The organism is Flavobacterium frigidimaris (assembly GCF_002217275.1).
Classification (GTDB): domain Bacteria; phylum Bacteroidota; class Bacteroidia; order Flavobacteriales; family Flavobacteriaceae; genus Flavobacterium; species Flavobacterium aquidurense.
In genome coordinates, this window is sequence record NZ_MUGV01000021.1 from 57,552 (window position 1) to 75,274 (window position 17,723).

The 17,723-nt window shown below is 31.6% G+C and carries 15 protein-coding genes; 11 read left to right on the forward strand and 4 right to left on the reverse strand.

Annotation, left to right across the window (positions count from 1 at the left end):
• The first annotated feature begins 11 nt into the window (after window positions 1-11).
• Both B0A65_RS13430 and B0A65_RS13435 read left to right on the forward strand, forming a co-directional pair.
• A complete protein-coding gene (locus B0A65_RS13430; RefSeq protein ID WP_074663008.1) occupies window positions 12-1,169 on the forward strand; it encodes a TIGR03364 family FAD-dependent oxidoreductase in 1,158 nt (385 codons plus the stop codon).
• Between the two features lie 86 nt (window positions 1,170-1,255).
• Complete coding sequence (locus tag B0A65_RS13435) at window positions 1,256-1,936, forward strand: phosphonatase-like hydrolase (protein WP_074663006.1); 681 nt, start codon at window positions 1,256-1,258, stop codon at window positions 1,934-1,936.
• 166 nt (window positions 1,937-2,102) lie between these two features.
• On the opposite strand, the gene B0A65_RS13440 is transcribed toward B0A65_RS13435, so the two are convergent.
• Window positions 2,103-2,687 carry a helix-turn-helix domain-containing protein gene (locus tag B0A65_RS13440; protein WP_089069635.1) on the reverse strand — a complete coding sequence of 195 codons (585 nt, stop codon included), beginning with the start codon at window positions 2,685-2,687 and terminating at the stop codon, window positions 2,103-2,105.
• A 712-nt stretch (window positions 2,688-3,399) separates the two neighbouring features.
• Here B0A65_RS13440 and B0A65_RS13445 point away from each other — a divergent pair.
• The 3 genes from B0A65_RS13445 (at window position 3,400) to B0A65_RS13455 (ending at window position 7,139) form a co-directional block, all read left to right on the forward strand.
• A complete protein-coding gene (locus B0A65_RS13445; protein ID WP_074663000.1) occupies window positions 3,400-4,383 on the forward strand; it encodes a BstXI family restriction endonuclease in 984 nt (327 codons plus the stop codon).
• A 314-nt stretch (window positions 4,384-4,697) separates the two neighbouring features.
• Complete coding sequence (locus B0A65_RS13450; protein ID WP_074663132.1) at window positions 4,698-5,969, forward strand: MFS transporter; 1,272 nt, start codon at window positions 4,698-4,700, stop codon at window positions 5,967-5,969.
• Between the two features lie 93 nt (window positions 5,970-6,062).
• The gene (locus B0A65_RS13455; protein ID WP_074662997.1) at window positions 6,063-7,139 is read left to right on the forward strand and encodes a Ppx/GppA phosphatase family protein; all 1,077 of its coding nucleotides are present in this window, start codon (window positions 6,063-6,065) and stop codon (window positions 7,137-7,139) included.
• Between the two features lie 224 nt (window positions 7,140-7,363).
• Here the strand turns inward: B0A65_RS13455 and B0A65_RS13460 are convergent, their stop codons facing one another.
• Together B0A65_RS13460 and B0A65_RS13465 are read right to left on the reverse strand one after the other, a co-directional pair.
• Window positions 7,364-8,629, reverse strand: a complete 1,266-nt coding sequence (locus tag B0A65_RS13460) for a hypothetical protein (RefSeq protein ID WP_074662994.1) — start codon at window positions 8,627-8,629, stop codon at window positions 7,364-7,366.
• Between the two features lie 74 nt (window positions 8,630-8,703).
• Window positions 8,704-9,081: a hypothetical protein gene (locus B0A65_RS13465; protein ID WP_074663129.1), complete on the reverse strand. Its 378-nt coding sequence runs from the start codon at window positions 9,079-9,081 to the stop codon at window positions 8,704-8,706.
• 1,594 nt (window positions 9,082-10,675) lie between these two features.
• Here B0A65_RS13465 and B0A65_RS13470 point away from each other — a divergent pair.
• The 6 genes from B0A65_RS13470 (at window position 10,676) to B0A65_RS13495 (ending at window position 16,866) form a co-directional block, all read left to right on the forward strand.
• Window positions 10,676-11,710, forward strand: coding sequence for a helix-turn-helix domain-containing protein (locus B0A65_RS13470; protein ID WP_242670282.1), 1,035 nt, complete (start codon window positions 10,676-10,678; stop codon window positions 11,708-11,710).
• An 87-nt stretch (window positions 11,711-11,797) separates the two neighbouring features.
• On the forward strand, window positions 11,798-12,337 hold the full coding sequence (locus B0A65_RS13475; protein WP_074662989.1) for a DUF3575 domain-containing protein: 540 nt from the start codon (window positions 11,798-11,800) through the stop codon (window positions 12,335-12,337).
• Between the two features lie 376 nt (window positions 12,338-12,713).
• A complete protein-coding gene (locus B0A65_RS13480) occupies window positions 12,714-13,268 on the forward strand; it encodes a porin family protein (RefSeq protein WP_074662987.1) in 555 nt (184 codons plus the stop codon).
• Between the two features lie 267 nt (window positions 13,269-13,535).
• A complete protein-coding gene (locus B0A65_RS13485) occupies window positions 13,536-14,234 on the forward strand; it encodes a DUF1826 domain-containing protein (RefSeq protein WP_074662985.1) in 699 nt (232 codons plus the stop codon).
• Window positions 14,235-14,450: 216 nt separating this feature from the next.
• A complete protein-coding gene (locus B0A65_RS13490; RefSeq protein ID WP_074662982.1) occupies window positions 14,451-15,578 on the forward strand; it encodes a helix-turn-helix domain-containing protein in 1,128 nt (375 codons plus the stop codon).
• A gap of 151 nt (window positions 15,579-15,729) precedes the next feature.
• Window positions 15,730-16,866, forward strand: a complete 1,137-nt coding sequence (locus B0A65_RS13495) for a serine hydrolase domain-containing protein (protein ID WP_074662980.1) — start codon at window positions 15,730-15,732, stop codon at window positions 16,864-16,866.
• A gap of 220 nt (window positions 16,867-17,086) precedes the next feature.
• On the opposite strand, the gene B0A65_RS13500 is transcribed toward B0A65_RS13495, so the two are convergent.
• Entirely contained in the window at window positions 17,087-17,662 is a 576-nt protein-coding gene (locus B0A65_RS13500) for a helix-turn-helix domain-containing protein (protein WP_207556434.1), read from the reverse strand.
• Window positions 17,663-17,723: the final 61 nt, after the last annotated feature.

The window sequence follows — 17,723 nt, forward strand, 5'->3', positions numbered from 1 at the left end:
AGATAAATTGAATGGATAAAAAATATGATTTGATAGTTATTGGAGGAGGAGTCTTAGGAACTTTTCATGCCTATCATGCTTTGCAAAAAGGAATGTCAGTTGCTATTCTGGAGAAAAACAGCAAGCCGGAAGGTGCTACTGTTAGAAATTTTGGTCAGGTTGTGCCGTCAGGAATGGACAGGAAATGGCAAAACTTCGGAAAAGAAAGTTTAAAGATTTACAAAGATATTCAATCGCAGTTTGATATCAGTATTCGCCAAAACGGAACGGTTTATTTGGCTTCAAACGAAGAAGAAATGCAATTAATAGAAGAATTGCATCAAATAAATAGCTCAAATGATTATGAATCTCATTTGCTGACAAAAGAGCAATGTCTGGTAAAATACTCGGGTTTGCTATCTGATTATTGTACTGGAGGTTTGTTTTTTCCACAGGAAGTTACCGTTGAACCAGCCACGATGATTCATAAGTTACACCAATTCATGACTGCAAATTTAGGTCTGGATCTAGTGATGACGACGACCGTTGTGAATACTGAAAGCAGAAATGGCGGAGTGGTAGCAACCACTTCCACAGGAAAAGAATACAAAGCCTCAAAAATGATTATTTGTAACGGAAGTGATTTCAAAATTCTTTATCCTGAAATTTACAACAACAGCGATTTGGTTGTTTCTAAGCTTCAGATGTTGCAAACCAAGCCGCAACATAATTACAAATTAGAGGGTTCTATTTTGACAGGATTGACCATTAGAAGATATGAGTCTTTTGAAGAATGCAAATCGTATGCAGCAATTAAATCAAAAGAAAATCAGGATAGTTTTGAAAAGAAATATGGTGTTCATATTTTATTCAAACAAGCGTTGGACGGATCTGTAATTTTGGGAGATTCGCATGAATATGCTTTGGCAAAAGATATTGATTCTCTTGGATTTGATTTGAATATGGACATTGATAATTTCATGATTGAAGAAGCTAAAAAGATAATCGATTTGCCAACTTATGAAATTCAAAACAGATGGTTTGGTCTGTATTCACAATGTAAAACCAAAGATATTTTTGAACATACGATTGGTGAGAATATTCATATCATAACCGGAATAGGCGGTAAGGGAATGACCGGAAGTGCCGGATTTGCCAAACACAACATTGATAAGATTTTTAATGTTTAAGACAGAAAAAACTTAAAATAGAAAAGGATTTAAATAGTAAGGTAACATGCAAATGGCATGTTTATAAAAAATAAATACACTTAAAAATGAAAATTAATGAAATTGAAATGGTTGTTTTTGATATGGCGGGAACAACAATAGATGAACAGAATATCGTTTATAAATCATTACATAAAGCCATTAATAAATTTGGAATTGATGTTTCTTTAGAGTTGGTTTTGGCTATTGGTGCCGGTAAGGAAAAATATCAGGCAATAAAAGATATTTTATCTCATCTTGACAATAATGATTTGGATAAGACAGCATTAATATTTGAATATTTCAAAGAGATACTGGACCAGGAATATCTTACCGCTTCGGTTTTTCCAATTGAAGGAGTTGAGGAAGTTTTGGAGAAATTAAAAAAAGACGGTATAAAAATAGTCCTGAATACAGGATATAGTAGTGAAGTTGCCAATACGTTATTGGAAAAATTAAAGTGGACAGAAGGCAATCAATATGATGCTTTAATCACAGCCAGTGATGTTGTAATTGGACGACCTTCTCCGGAAATGATTGTAAAAGCAATGGAGTTGTTTGGTATTGTAGATGCTTCTAAAGTACTGAAAGCTGGAGATTCTGTTATAGATATCGAAGAAGGTAAAAATGCGAACTGCGGACTGACAATTGGTGTTTTGTCAGGAGCTCAGACGAGATCGCAATTAAAAGAGGCTAACCCTGATTATATCCTGGATTCCCTGGCATCATTATACTCTGTTATAAATTAGAATTACCGAAGAATTAGTTTATGTTTTTTTATTTTTAAAAGGTTATCTCTGTTTTAGAGGTGGCCTTTTTTGTTTAACCGCAAAATTCGCAAAGTTTTATAGTCAAAGCTTTGTGAATTTTGTGTTTTATTTCATTGCGCTCCTTGCGATTAAGTATAATAAAGATTTAACTATTGCTTTCAGAATAAAAATAAAGGACCAGCATAATGCAGTTTTCTTTGGTCCTGTTTTCAGGCACGTGCGGATGTCTTCCGTTGAAGCATAAAGAATCGCCTTCGTTTACTATTACTTCAAGTTCATCAATAATATAGGTTACACTTCCTTTTATGATATACTTGAATTCCCAGGCATCCGTAATAACTTTATCACGTTTGCTATTTGGTTCAACTTCTAATATAACGGCTTCAAAACCAATAGAGTTTATACTTTTGCTAAAAATGCTGTAATAATTAAAACCCTTTGTTTCAGATCGGTCTTCCTTTTCTATTTTTTGGTAATCTTCTTTTTTGATGTGTATGTATTTGGCATTTTTTGTATTCTCAACACCTTCAAAAAAATAACTTACATCTGTATTTAAAGATTGTATTAATTCGATCAAAACAGGTAAGGATGGAATCGTTCTTCCATTTTCAATTCTGGAAATTAGACCGTTGCTAACACCAGCTCTATTTGCGACCTCGTGTATGGTTAGTGCATTCTTCTTTCTAATTTCTTTTAGTCTTTTTCCAATACCAATTAAAAAATCATCCATTTTAAAAATCTTCTGTTTTAATGGTAAATATAGCATAATTATTATCAAAGACAGTAGTACTCAGCAAATAACCTTGGGCTTAAATTTCTTCTTTTTTAAATTCCACGTGTTCTTTTTTAAACAGGTGGGCTCGCTAATTTTATAAAAAGATGAAAAGTGCTTTTTCTAAAAAAGAGAATGCTGTAATCCATCAAAAAAAAACAGATTATCTATTCTTTTTTGTAAGATGAAAAAATCAGATTTGCTTTAACAAGTGTTTAAGTTGTTAAAATTTTAAAAAGTTCAAATCCTTAGGAATGCTGATTTTTGTTTACGTACGAAATAACTCATTCATAAGGTGTCATATGCCGTTTTCAGGTATTTTTACGTAGGAAATAAAGCTTTATTTTGAAAAATTGGCATAAATAAAAATCCGTAAAAGCCCTGAAATTTTAACTAAAAAAGTTCCACAAATTTGATAATAATTGTTAATATTGTTACAATAAAAAAGCCTTTTAGATTTTCGTGATTATTTTTTTGAGCCTAAATTTGATTTTATAAAGCTTTCATAAATTGTCTATATGCCTATGATTTAACATCAGTCTATTCAAGTTAGTTAAATTGCTATACCCCTTCAGATTATGGATTTATTTTTTTAAATAAAATTTACTAATGTATTTCCTGATCTGGCAAATCTATAATAAACCAAAAACAACCAACTAAACAATAACCTATGGCAAAACGACTACCCAAACTACCTCCTCTACTGCAAAGTAAAATCTACAAGACCGGGCAAACCAGAAGTGCAAATGATGATGTAATTTATCAAAACAGGGCCAATAGAAATGGTACTGTTTTAATACCTTTTGAATCAGTCCATTTATTCGATACTTCCGTTTTTACTTCAAACAGATTTGAAAGTGGATTTATTGTTGTCCTTAGTCCTGAGGATTATTACTCAAATCCTGATGCATTAGTTATGATGAAAACCAAGAAATTAAAACTTGGTGTCAATGCGATCTTGCTTTACGAGACAAGGGCGCAATGGAATGAATTTAACCCTTATAAAAATAAGCTTGCTATAGCCGAAAAAAGAACATCTCCTATAGAAGGTCATTTTGTCGCAAGAATACTATCGTCAACTTCAAAAGACGAAGAGAAGATTGTCCTTGGTTTTAATACCAGCAGTTGCAAAGGAGCCGGAATCAGAGTAGCAGAATACGCCTCTCTTTTAACGATAAAATCCTGTCACTTACAATTAGAGTATTTATTCTGGCTTTGCTATAATGCTAAAGAAGTAGCACTAGACGCCGGAATGACAGAAAGTGAGATCGAAGACCGAATGGCAGCTATCAATGCAGCATGTAATAATCAAAAATTATCTAATACCGACCGACTTTACAAGACCCGAATTATCGATAGTGCCAAAAACACTATTTGTCCCCTTTGTTTAAAAAAATTAAGTGCTGAGGCTTTTCTGCTTAACTTCTTTGAATCTCCTGAGAAATCAGATAGCGATAAAGATATTAGCCCAATAAACCTTTTTTATATTAATCAGCTGAAAACAGGAGAATTCAATCATTCCCCTTACAATCTGGCTTGGGGGCATCAAAACTGCAATATGATTTGTAAAGAAACGGGCGTAATCGAAACTATTAAATGGATGAAAGAAGTAGTGGTAAACACTATTATTTTCAACAAGGATTCATCTAATTAAAGATTAAAAAGGATTTAAGATAGGTTTAGCCGGATATTTTGAATAAAAATAGTGCCTGCTAAAAAATGGAATAAATCCATTGAATAATAAATCAAACTATTTAAAAAAAGCGATTTGTAGTTAAAGTAACTTCTATCCAGAGATAGGAAATGTTTAGTATCGCGCTTTTTTGTCTTGGTTTTAAAAGTCATCTTTCATATCAATTATTCAGGTTTATAAAAGTAAGAACAGAATAGCGATTTAAAAAAGTTGTCTTTTTGATTTATTTAAAATTATATCAAAAAAATAAAAAAACTTCATCAAAAAAAAAAGAAATGATTAGCGACTTAAGAAAAAGATATATAGAAAATTATAGTGGTTTTCCAAAAGAAATTTGGATTTTAACCCTAATAACTTTTATAAACAGAACGGGAACAATGGTAATTCCGTTTCTCTCGAAATACATGAGAGAGAACCTGCATTTTGAATACAATCAGATTGGTTGGGTGATGGTTTGTTTTGGTGTTGGTTCCTTTATAGGCACCTGGCTAAGTGGCGTATTGTCTGATAGAATTGGGTTCTACAAAGTAATGATTGGAAGCCTTTTTGGAAGTGGACTAATATTCTTTGCATTACAGTATACAACATCATTTGAAGGATTTTGTATTGCAATTCTGCTCTTAACAACTATTGCAGATATGTTCAGGCCGGCAATGTTGGTATCCTTAAATACCTATACCCGAAAAGAAAATAAAACCAGAGCGTTGTCTTTAGTAAGAGCAGCAACAAGTCTGGGTTTTCTGTTTGGTCCTCCTTTGGGTGGTCTTATCATTATATTGATAGGTTACAAATATCTCTTTTATGTAGATTCCGCTACGTGTATTTTGGCAGTTTTAGTTTTTGTTCTTCTAGTTAAAGAAAGAAAATTACCTTTTAAACTCAAAAAAAACAATATAGGAGTAGACAAATATGCAATATTAAAAGATAAAACTTTTTTAACGCATATGTTCATTTCGCTTATTACAGGAATTATGTATTTTCAGGTGTTTACTACATTAACCCTGTATCACAAAGAGCAATTTAATTTGTCTGAAGTAAACAGTGGTTTGCTTTTAAGTTTTAGCGGTATACTAACATTGCTGTTTGAATTACCTATTGTTAATTATGTCGAAAAAAACAAAATGAATAAGCTTAACGTAATAATGGTTGGTTTATCCTTTATGGTGCTTAGTTATATTCTTTTGCTACTGAATGACAAATGGTATGGAATATTGTACGTAATGATGTTTTTTATGACGCTGGGGGTAATGTTAACTTTTCCTTTTTCAAACTCATTTGCCATGACGAGATCGCACAATAATCAGGAGGGAAGGTACATGTCTGTTTTTACCATGAGTTTCAGTCTTGCGCATATACTTAGTGCAAAGACAGGTATGGAGATTGTCGCGTATGCAAGTTACAGAGCCGACTTTATATTTATGAGTTTAATTGGTGTATTGGCCATTACGCTTTGTTATTGGTTGGTGAAGATGGTTGAGAAAGAAGCCATCGAAACTAAAATAAAAATAGTGCAATCCATTTTTGTTGATAAGAGTAAGAAGCACTAATCTGCTTTGACAGGAAAATGAGTTAGTAATTCTTTTTCAATGTTTGAATACAATTGAGCTACTCTTATTATTAAAAAAAAACACCCATTTAAGATGAAAAAATGTATTGCACTAAAAGTCATAATTATTTTTATTTTTTTAATTTCTCCGAGTTTAATTTCACAAGAACTCTATGCCGGAATTGAAATAGGAAGTAAGGGGGTAAAAATGTCGGTAATAAATGTCCAAAACATTAAAAAAGGAAAATATGAAGTAGTTGATTTCTGGACAGAAAATGTAGCTATCGCCAAAGGTATAGCTGTGGATAAAAAATTAGCGGACAATGATATTGACACGGCCTTTAATGTAGTGGTGAAAAATTATACCAAACTACTTAAAGAAAATAAAATTGAAGAAAAGAACATCTTTATAGTGGTATCCTCAGGAGTTGGAATGGCTGAAAATGTAGATATTTTACTCCAGAGATTGTACGTGTTTACTAATATTAATGTAGGGATAATTACTGCTGAAACAGAAGCAAAGTTATTATTAAAAGGATGTATTCCGCCAAAAGAGTATTCCAATTCTTTGATTTTGGATATTGGCGGCGGAAATACGAAAGGCGGATATGTGGAGAAATTCAGTGAAGATGATATTTTGATATTTTACCCCGTAACATTAGATTTAGGGACGGTTACTTTTACAGAGAAAATAAACAAAAAAGCAAAGACCAATTCGATTACTGAATTTAACGAATTATTGTCTGCAGCATTACCTGAATTAAGAGAACAGACAGATCATTTATATCAGCAAAGTCCAAAAATTTTCAATAAAGATAACATCTACATGTCCGGTGGTGCAGTTTGGGCTTTTTACACCTTGTATAAAGGAAATGGTGCGATAGAAAATTTTAGTCCATTTGAGGTAAAGGATGTACAAGCGTACAATACAATGTTAGAAACAGATTATGCAAAATTTGAAGCCCTGGCACCACAAAACAAGGATGTTGAGAAAGTATTGAAAACCTATTCTCAAAAATACTTACTTGCAGCAAATTCATTATTGCTGACGTTATTAGAGAAAATGCCCGATATCAAATCTAAAAAGATCTATTTTACAAAACAGGGACAAATGGCGTGGTTGCTTTCCTATATTGCTGATTCTGCAAAAAGAGCAAAAAATATTCATTAAGCTTAACTCGTATTTTGACTATACTTGTCTTGATAAAGCATTAAAAGAGTTGTATTGATAATTTAGACAACAAGTAGCGTTGTTCACTGATGGAAAATAAAAAACCCAGTAATCTAATCGATTACTGGGTTTTTTATTGATTTTTTGTAAAGAATGGTCTTTCTGTTAAACTACGCTTTATAGCAATCAAATGTGGTTTTGCAAAGGAATGATAAGCAGTTAGTTTAGCTTTTAATTCTAAAATCGGGTTTTCTTCTCATAGATGCGTTGCTAAATAACTCATCATTTTTAAGTTTTATAAACTCTATTGCGAATTGCTTTGTTTGATACCAATTACTGATTAAGGAATTGAAGTTTGTGTTTTGAGTTGTTCCAATAATCTTTGTGTCATTAATAAGCAGATCTTTTAAGGTTATTTTATTTAAATACTCGTTAGAAATTGGAATTGTATCTGCAAATAAAATAAGGTGACTAAATCCTGATACTACTGAATTGGTTAAGGTTAAAAAAGTATTTTCGCGAATTAATATTGCTTCGTGCTTAAGTCCTTCGGTTTCACTTCCAATATCTTCCGTATGCATCATTGTCATATTCTCAGCATTTACACGTGTCATTTCTTTTTTGCTGTCTAAAACTTCTCCTTTTCTGGTGTCTACAGTTTCCATTTCAAAACAGCGGGACCCGTAGTTATCAGACAAGAACGGACTTCTAATGGCAATACTATTAGAGATATTACATTGAACACCCTGAGTAAAATCAAAGTCATCATCAGCTGATCGCAAAGATATTAGATGGTTGGTATTCACATATCCTCCGTAGAATTGAAAGGAATCGTCATCACATGAGGTAACCTGTATGTATTCTAATTTTGTTTTTCTTCCAACTCCTGCTAATGATAACCCATTTATAGGCTTATTGGCACTTGTTTTTTTTCCTGAAAATTCAATTCGAACATATTTTAAAATACCAGAGTCGCTATCCTTGTTGTCTCCGCCATATAATGCTTTTTGCGGATCAAGTTCGAAATCCAAAGTACCTATTCCTCCGGTTTTGTTTATTGGTGCATCGCCTAAAAGAATAATACCTCCCCAGTCACCGGCATTTCGGTCTCCTGAACCTTTGTTCGAGGTAAAAACAATGGGGTCAGTTTCAGTACCTTCCGCGATAATTTTAGCTCCTTTTGTAATAACTAGTGTGGTCAAAGTAGTTGCATCACATCTTACCAGTGTACCTGGCTGAATGGTTAAAGTTGCATTTGGAGCAATATATACTGTACCAACCAAAAGATAGACATTTTCTTTTTTTAATGTCATGTTTGAAGTAATAGTACCCGTAATTATTATGGAGGCGTCGTTATAGCTAGTGGTTTTAGGATTGAAATTTGTCCACATGTTCAACCAATTGGTATCACCACTGATACCTTTAGTATTCTGCGCATTAATTAGTATCGTGAAAGTAAAAAATACAAGTAACAGTAATTTCGTTTTCATAACTTCTTTTTTTAAAATTTATTTAAAAAAAAGGCCAACCATTAAAAGTCAGCCATTTTACAATTTCAAATCAATTATAGTTTAGAAGCAATTTCTTTTTTATACTTGTTAAGAATTGATTTAGTCATCCCTAAATTAGCTTTGGTTGAATCAACTGCGAGATAGATCATGTACATGTTATTATCAGAAATATCAATAATATGAATTTGAGATGATAGTGTAATCATGATATCCGAAACAATTTGGTTTTTTAGTCCCAGAGCACTAATTGCGTTCATTTTTGCTTTTACAACTTCAAGGTTGAAAGCAGATGCTAACTCAGGATCAAATTCTGGAACTACAGAAAGTGAAAAGTAGGACATTCCACTTTGAATTTCCGCAATTGAAACTGCGATGAAACCTGGTACATTTTTTTCAAGATCTTCTCCGAATTGGTTTAAAAAGTCTGACATAGTTTTAGTATTAAGTTGTTTTTTTCTATTTTTTTTCATTTGTTTTCAACTGCAGTATTGACTTCACAAATATATTTCTAAAAACATTTTGTATTCTTTTCTATTTCAAATGATTTCTTACTTTTTTCTTGTTTTTTTTAGACTAATACCTTTTTTTTAGAAACATTTTTTGAAAAACACTGAGAATGAGTCATTTGTGTTTGATTATTTTATAACCATTCAGTGGTAGTTTTTTTGAATATTTAAATTATTCGCTTTTAAAGATTAATTGATTGATAATTAGGTATTTATGTTTTATTTTTTTTACCATCTAATGGTGTTGTTATTCTTAATTTTTAGTTACTTTATTTTGTTTAAACCTCTTGTTTCGTATAGGTTATATCTTATAATTTTATTTTTCACCCCTTCAATGGTTTTGTTTTGATATAAAACAACCTTTTTATTCTCATGAATTATATGATGAAAAGAAAAAAGGGCGATATCTGAGTATTTTTATATCAAAAACGTCGTAAAACTTAGGTTTGATTTCACTTAAATAAAGTAGTAGCGATAAATAATAGTATTAGGAAAGCTTATTTACAAAAGGAATTAATGTCATTGTTCTGAAACAAAACTCTGAATTTAGAAGTTTAAGTAGAAAAGCAGCAGGATAAAAACGAAAAGGTCTTATTAAAGGAAGCGCAATTCAAACCAATGTAATTCCAACAATACCACATTTTAATTTTGAATAAAGTGCTTATGTAACAGTTTGTCACGATAACTTTTTATGGTAGTATAAATTAAAAAACCTGCAAACCCTTATAATTGCAGGCTCTGAATGTTTTGGAGTGCTATTAAATTTGGCGTAGTTTTAAATTTGTAATATAAATTCTGCACATTTGTAGATTTTTTACTACAAGCTATCGGGCTTAATTTTTACCTTATACCATTATATTTGTTACAGAGAGATTTTGTTACTGTTTATGGTAAAAGCCCAACTTGTCGACGTGATGAGTTGGTTTTTTTTTGTAATAAAGTTATTCTTTTGTACTACGCTATGTTCGCAATTTTATAATTGCATTATTTTTATCTCAAATCACTTTTTGAAATCTTTTCCCCATTACGTTAGCTTCACATTATTCCAGGTAACCTCTCTTTCAAATTCTATATTTTCGCTATAGAACTGCGGAGACATATTTGTTTTGCCGTTAATTAATTCAGGGACCAAATGACACTTTTTCACAATATAATAATAGTATTTAATTTTGAAAACTATTTTTAAAAGAGAAGAATAAGTCAATTAACTTCTTGTGGCAAAAGCTATCAGCGCCATTATTTTTTTATATAAATTAAGTATTCATTTTAGTTAATCATTTCTTAATCCATTAAGGAAGTCATCAGTATTACTATAAATTCGCCTTGTAAATTAGTATGAAATAAGCTATGTTTTAAAAATGGCAGATTAACAAAATATTCCAAAGCAAATCTTAAAAACAACTTTTAGAATAAAAAATTGATTTATACAACACTTTTAAATATAGCGGTTTTTCAGGGAATAATCTTAGGCTTAATTATTTTAAAGTCTTCCTTATTCAATAGTAATTCAAATAAATATTTGGCATACTTACTATTTACGCTTTCAATTATTTTACTGAATCATGTTTTTGAGGTTGAAGACGCCTTTACTCCTTATCCCTTTCTTCGTTTTATTGACCATATCGAGTGGGAATTTCTAATTCCTCCTTTCTTGTTTATGTTTATTATACACCGGATTGATGACACTGTAAGAAGCAAACAAAAAATTTATTTGTGTTTTATTCCATTTGTCTATTCCGCTGTCCTTACTATTTCACAAGATCTTGATCGTGTTGCCGGAATTTATACTATTCCTGAGTCAGGCAGTGTTCTCATCGAAATACTTGGTTTAATTCATCTTGTCTTAGCCATTACCTTCATTCCATTCCTGTCGCTTTACTCTTATTTTATGGTAAAACATTTAAAAGATACACAGGAAAAAAAATGGATCATTACCTTATTGACAATTGTTACTTCATTGTTATTCGCTTTTCTTATTATTTATCTGGCCAGCTTATTTATTCCCTTTGATCTTTCTTCTACTATGAGCATTTTGGCTTTATCTGCAACATTCATAATTCACTGGACTGCTTATATAGGCATTTACAAATACAAACTGGCCAATAACAAAGATGCTGTTTATAATTTTCTAAATACAGATCTAACTCTTTCGTATAGTAATCTTCAAATTGTAGACAATAGTGCATTACAGGAATATAGGGAGCCTATGACGGCAGATAATCTTTATTTTCAAAAACTGGAACTTCTTTGCAAAGAGCAGCACATTTATACAGACAGTACCTTAAACAGAGAAAAGGTTGCCGAAAAACTAGGTATAAGCGCGGGCTATGTTTCACAAATTATAAACACTATCACAGGAGATAACTTTGCCAATTACATCAATCAATACCGGGTTGAAGCGGTCAAGGAAATGATCTCCAATTCTGAATATGAAAACTATAATTTGCTGGCAATGGGACTAGAATCCGGGTTTACTTCAAAAACCACTTTTTATAAAGCCTTTAAAAAAGTTACGGGCCAGACGCCAAACGAATATAAAAACACCAACAAATAAGTACCAATTTATACAGTTTTAAGCTTTTGAAACCTTTTATAGTTTTTCTTATATGAATTTTGAATTAAATAATTCAAATCACTTTTTATGAAAAAAAACTTTTTACTACTGATCATTTTGTTTGCCTTTCATTGTATCAATGCTCAAAATGGAGCGGATCCTTATCAGAAAAATAATGAAATTAAATCAAATGCTCTTGCTCCTTTAGGGCAATCCTTTCAGGTTGGTTACGAAAGACATTTAAATCATAATTCGTCATTAGGGCTTTCTATTTATTATGTGTTTGACAATACAAAGAATGAAAAAGATTTAAATTATTCAATATCTCCGTATTACAGAAGATATTTTGGTAAAAAATACGCATCAGGCTGGTTTGTTGAGGGATTTGGAATGCTGGCTTCAACAGATGGCAAAAAAATATACACTTCAGAAGATCATTCAATATATACCGAAAATCCCGACGTAATTAATTTTGCTCTCGGTGCCGGCGGAGGCTGGAAATGGGTCAGTAAAAGCGGATTTCTTTTTGAAGCAAATGTTGGTTATGGCGGTATATTAATCAATGCAGATAAAACAGATCATACTATTGTTGCAAAATTTGGACTAAGTGCCGGATATCGATTTTAACAAAACGTAAGATTCAGTCTGATAAAGATGTCGAATTCTTATGACAACTTTATAAAAATCATATCGGTTAGATATTAGAATACCTCCTGCGATTAAGACACAGCTTCAGAAAAATCTGAAGCTTTTTTATTTTGTAATACTCCACTGAAACAACTTTATGTTAACCAACTGGATATTGCACCAGTCGAGGAATTAGAATCTGGGTTTACTTCAAAAACAATTTTTTATAAAACCTTTAAAAATGGGATTGGCCAGACACCGGACTACTATAAAAAGACCAATAAATAAGTACCAATTTGTACAATTTTAAGCTTTTGATACCTTTTATAGTTTTTCTTAAACGAATTTTGGATTCAAATAATTAAAATTACTTTTTATGAAAAAATTTTTATTACTAGCTGTTGTTACAGTTTTAGGATTTGCAAATGTTACTGCCCAAGAGATTAAATTTGGTGCCAAAGGAGGTTTGAACTTCGCAACTATAAGCGGAGATAATACCAATGGTATCGATGCTGTGACCTCATTTAATATTGGTGTTTTATCAGAAATTCCTATTTCAGATAAATTTTCTTTTCAACCTGAATTAATGTATTCCGGGCAGGGGTATAGTTTCAATGATAATACAATTGCCTTAAGTTATCTAAATGTTCCTTTAATGGGAAAATACTATGTGACAAAAGGATTGAGCCTTGAAGCCGGACCGCAAATAGGTTTTTTACTTGCTGCTAAAAATGAGAAGACAGATGTAAAAGATTCGTTTAATACTGTTGATTTTGGTGTTAATTTTGGCTTAGGCTATAAATTGGACAACGGACTTAATTTTGGTGTACGATATAATTTGGGATTAACTGATATTAATAATTTAGAGGGGTATTCCGCTAAAAATAAAAACGGCGTATTTCAATTATCTGTGGGGTATTTCTTTTTCTAAAACTTAATAATTTCATCGCTTAAAAAATGTAAGCGATTAAACTAAAAAACCTTATTCAAAAAAAGAATAAGGTTTTTTTATGCTCCATATTGGTTCGTGGTTCTGCGATTATATCCTAAAATTTGCTATAAGTATTAGAAAACCGCCTTAGTTTTTTGTAACAGAAAAGCATTAACTCCAAAAGTTTAAAGCGATAAAAATGCCGTAACTGCATACTATTATATATTTTTGTATGCTATGAATTAACTAGTTTCATACCATTATACTATGAGTAATACATTTTCTGCCAGCAGCCAAATTGGTATAGTGGCTACTTTCTCTGAGCTTGTGCATACCGATTTCAAGGGAGAAATAAATGCGCTATGCTGGTATAGAAATTTGGATGGTGATTTTAAAGAGATTGTGAGCCAATTATCTTTAAAGGAAAATATAACGGAAGTTTATCCTGAAGATCTGGTTGCACTTACACTATCAGAAAAAGGGAATACAGCAAGAGAAATAATCTTAAATGATTTGCAATTATTAACTGATTTTGGCGCTTCTCCCGCTCTTAATTTACTGAAGTGTTATGAGCGTGATGATGAATTTGATTTCATATCCACTGATGTATATTCGTTTCATGTTGATCGTTCGCCCATTGCAACAGATACTTTTTTATGTACCTATCACGGAGCGGCAAGTGATATTATTTCTAATTCGCAGGCAGACCAAAAAATAGTAATTCCGGAAATCCGGGCAAAACTAAAGGAATTGCATGATGGAACAGAGGAAGAATTCGAAAACTTTTTGAAGGAGAATTACTTTGATTTGCATTATCAGGTCCACGCAGATGCACAACCTGTTAATTTAGGATTAGGACATCTTTGGCGACTGGCCGTAGATCATCCAAAACAACAAGTGTTACCCTGTATTCACAGAGCGCCATCAGAAAATGAAGGGGAATACAGATTGTTGCTGATTTGTTAAAGGAAATTGTCAGGACAAGGCAGTAACGGTAAGCTTCTTAACAAATTTAAAGGTTTTCTGTTTCTTGGAGAAGGGGGATAGTGTATTTTTACTTTGTGGCAAAAAAGGTCTGCACCACACGGCAAATTAAAAAAAAGGCATCTTATTAAAATTAAAAATAGTATTTCTGAAAGATTTTTGTTCCTCAGTTATATATTATTTTCACAAAAAAAATAAATGGATAAATTAAGTTTTCTGGAAGTTATTTCTTCAATTGCTGTTTTTATATCGCTGCTTCTGGCTTTGTTTTTATTTACTATCAAAACAAAAAACAAAATAGAAAACCGGTTATTTGCGACTTTTCTAATCATAAATGCAATTGATACCAGCGGATTTTTTATGTATAGGTTCATTAATAATTATATGTTTTTGCACGGTCCCAGAATTTCTTGTCACTTATTGGGAATGCCTGTTTTCTATTTATATGTAAATGCTGTTTGTTATTCTGATTTTAAATTAAAAAGAAAGCATTTACTTCATCTCATTCCTTTTATAATGATTAATTTAAGCTTAGTCCCAAGATTTTATCTTGCAAACGATGCGGCTAAGAGCTATTTTTATGAACATTGGGCGCATAGTCCCGAAATATATTTTCATCAGATACTTTTTGAATTTCAGTTTTTCTTTTATATCGTTGCCATATTCATCATCCTGAAAAAGAACAGGAAAATTTATCTTGAAAATTATACCAATCCAAACACATTAGTGCACAAATGGTTATTTCAGATGACAATTGCGTTCATAATTGTACATGCAGTAGTCATTACCAAAAATATACTGAGATATACAGATTATTATGAGTTATTTCTCTGGATGAATGTGATGACAGGAATTACTGTGTTATTTACAGCCTGCTGGTTTATATTAAAGGTATTAAGTTATCCGGAACTTTTTCGCGGAATTGATTCTACATTACAGCTGACAAAAAATTTCGTCGACACTTCAGAAAATGAAAATATAACTGACGAAACACATAGTATCCAAATAGAACAGCTTAAAAAATTTATGCTTGAAAAAGAGCCTTTTTTAGAACCTGCACTTACGATTCAGGAACTTGCAGATCAGGCGAAAATTCCAGTTCGTGATCTGTCTGTTTTAATTAACCACCATATCAATCAGCACTTTTTTGATTTTGTGAATGAATATCGCATTCAAAAAGCAATGACCTTTCTAAAAGATCCTGCAAAAAAAGAATTAAAAGTTTCGGAAATCTTTTATGAAGTCGGGTTTAATTCAAAATCATCGTTCCATTCTTCATTTAAAAAATACACCAATTTAACGCCAACAGAATTCCGAAAGTCTTGATTTTTAAACTATTGTAAATAGTCGAACTTTTCTCTGTAAAAAGTCGGACTCAATTTAGGAATAAAAAGAAGTCCGACTTTTTTAGCAGGACGTTTTTGAAGATTGTTTAAAGCATATTTGTAATAGATTTTAAAACTCAAATTTACAAACCATGAAAAAAACAGGTCTTTTTATTTTTTTATTATTTTCAGTTTTTGGCGTAGCACAAAGTTCATTAAAAGTAAATATCAATCTTAAATCTTTAGTTGATAGTGCTGCCAATAAAATGGTTGACAAACCATTGATCAATTCGGTATCGATCGGAATCGTTTATCAGGGACAAGAATTTATCGGACATTACGGCGAACTGGAAAAAGGAAAAGCGAACGTGCCAACTAACCAGACCATCTATGAAATTGGTTCGTTAAGCAAAACTTTCACAGGAACATTAGTTGCAAAAGCAGTTTTGGAGAATAAATTAAAACTTGAAGATCCTGTTCAAAACTATTTATCTGAAGATTATCCAAATTTAAAATACAATGGTCATGCTATTCTCATAAAAGATTTGGTAACTCACACCAGTGGATTACCAAAAATGCTTCCTTTAGATGTGAATGACCTTTATAAAGATTTCACTAATAAAAATACGCCTGAAAACATTAACAATGTTTTGAAAAACTACAAACAAAAAGATTTTTTAAGGGACTTGCATACCGTAAAAATTGATACAGTTTCAGGATATAAATTTGCCTATTCAAATGCAGGAATTGAATTATTGAGTATGGTTTTAGAAAAAGTATATCACAACAAGTTTGATGTTTTATTAACAGAATACCTGACGAAAAACATTCAAATGAACAATACCAAATTGAGTCTGTCAAAAAGCGAACAAGAAAACCTTGCAGTAGGCTACCATTGTGATTTTAATGAAATAACTTCTCAATTTCCAGCATTACCCTGGGGTTCGTCTGCCAATGTTAAAGCTACGCTTCCCGATATGATAAAGTATGTCAACTATCAGTTAAAAAACAATCCTGAAATAGAAGAGTCTCACAAACCACTTGTTAAATTTAATGATGAATTTAGTTCAGGATATTGTTGGCAGATTTTTAAAAATGAAAAATTAGGAACAGAATATGTCCATCACGGCGGTGTTTTTCGTTCGCAATGTTTTATTTACATCATACCAAAATATAATCTGGGCATATTTATTATTACAAACCAAAGCGGTGAAAATACGGCAAAAGAGATGCAAGATACATTAAATGAGATTTTCGAAAAAATACAAAAAAATACAAACAACGGCTAAAAGATAATATAAAGGATTTGGGCAATTGATCCTGCAAATCGTTTAATTTGCAGGATTTATGGCTTTTTCTTTTAACTTTTGAAATATTTTTTTCCTTATTTTCAGGCCTTTATCGTAGAAAAAGGGATTTGAACTGCCCTTTCTATTTTTACAATCAACCAGTAGAGGTTCAGGTTATGATAACTTGTCGACAGCTTGTTACTTAAATCGAATGTTTGCATTAATTATCAAAAAAGTAAATTATCAGCATTTTGCATGGCTTTTTACTTCTGTTGATTGGTACATGATTAAGTCTTCCATCAAAAAACAAAGAATCTCCTTCTTTTAAAGAATAAATTTCCTCTGCAATAAGATAGTCAACTTCACCTGAAAGTATATACTTATATTCATAAGCATCGGTTGTAACCTGGTCTCGGGTGCTATTAGGTTCCAGAGTCAAAAAAACAATATCTATCGTAGAGTTTTTAATAGTACGCGTTATAAAACGTTCGTACGAGAAACCATTAGATCCTTCTTTTTGAAAAGATTCATAAGTTCCTTTCTTCTTTATTAAAACGATACTTTCCTCCTCATTAATATCTTTAAAAAATTCGCTAAGGTTTATTTGTAAAGAGCTTACTATACTTAACAAAACGGTTAGCGAAGGTATACTTCTTCCGTTTTCAATTTGTGACACCATGCCTTTTGTAACGCCACTTAAATCAGCAAGTTCCTGTAATGTAAGTCCTTTCTCAAGGCGATAACTTTTAATTCGTTTGCTTATTTCTAATATAATGGCACCTTCCATGTTTAGCATATGTGTACAAAAGTTAATTAATATTAAACATTACTTCATGGTTTGTTTACATATAGTAAAC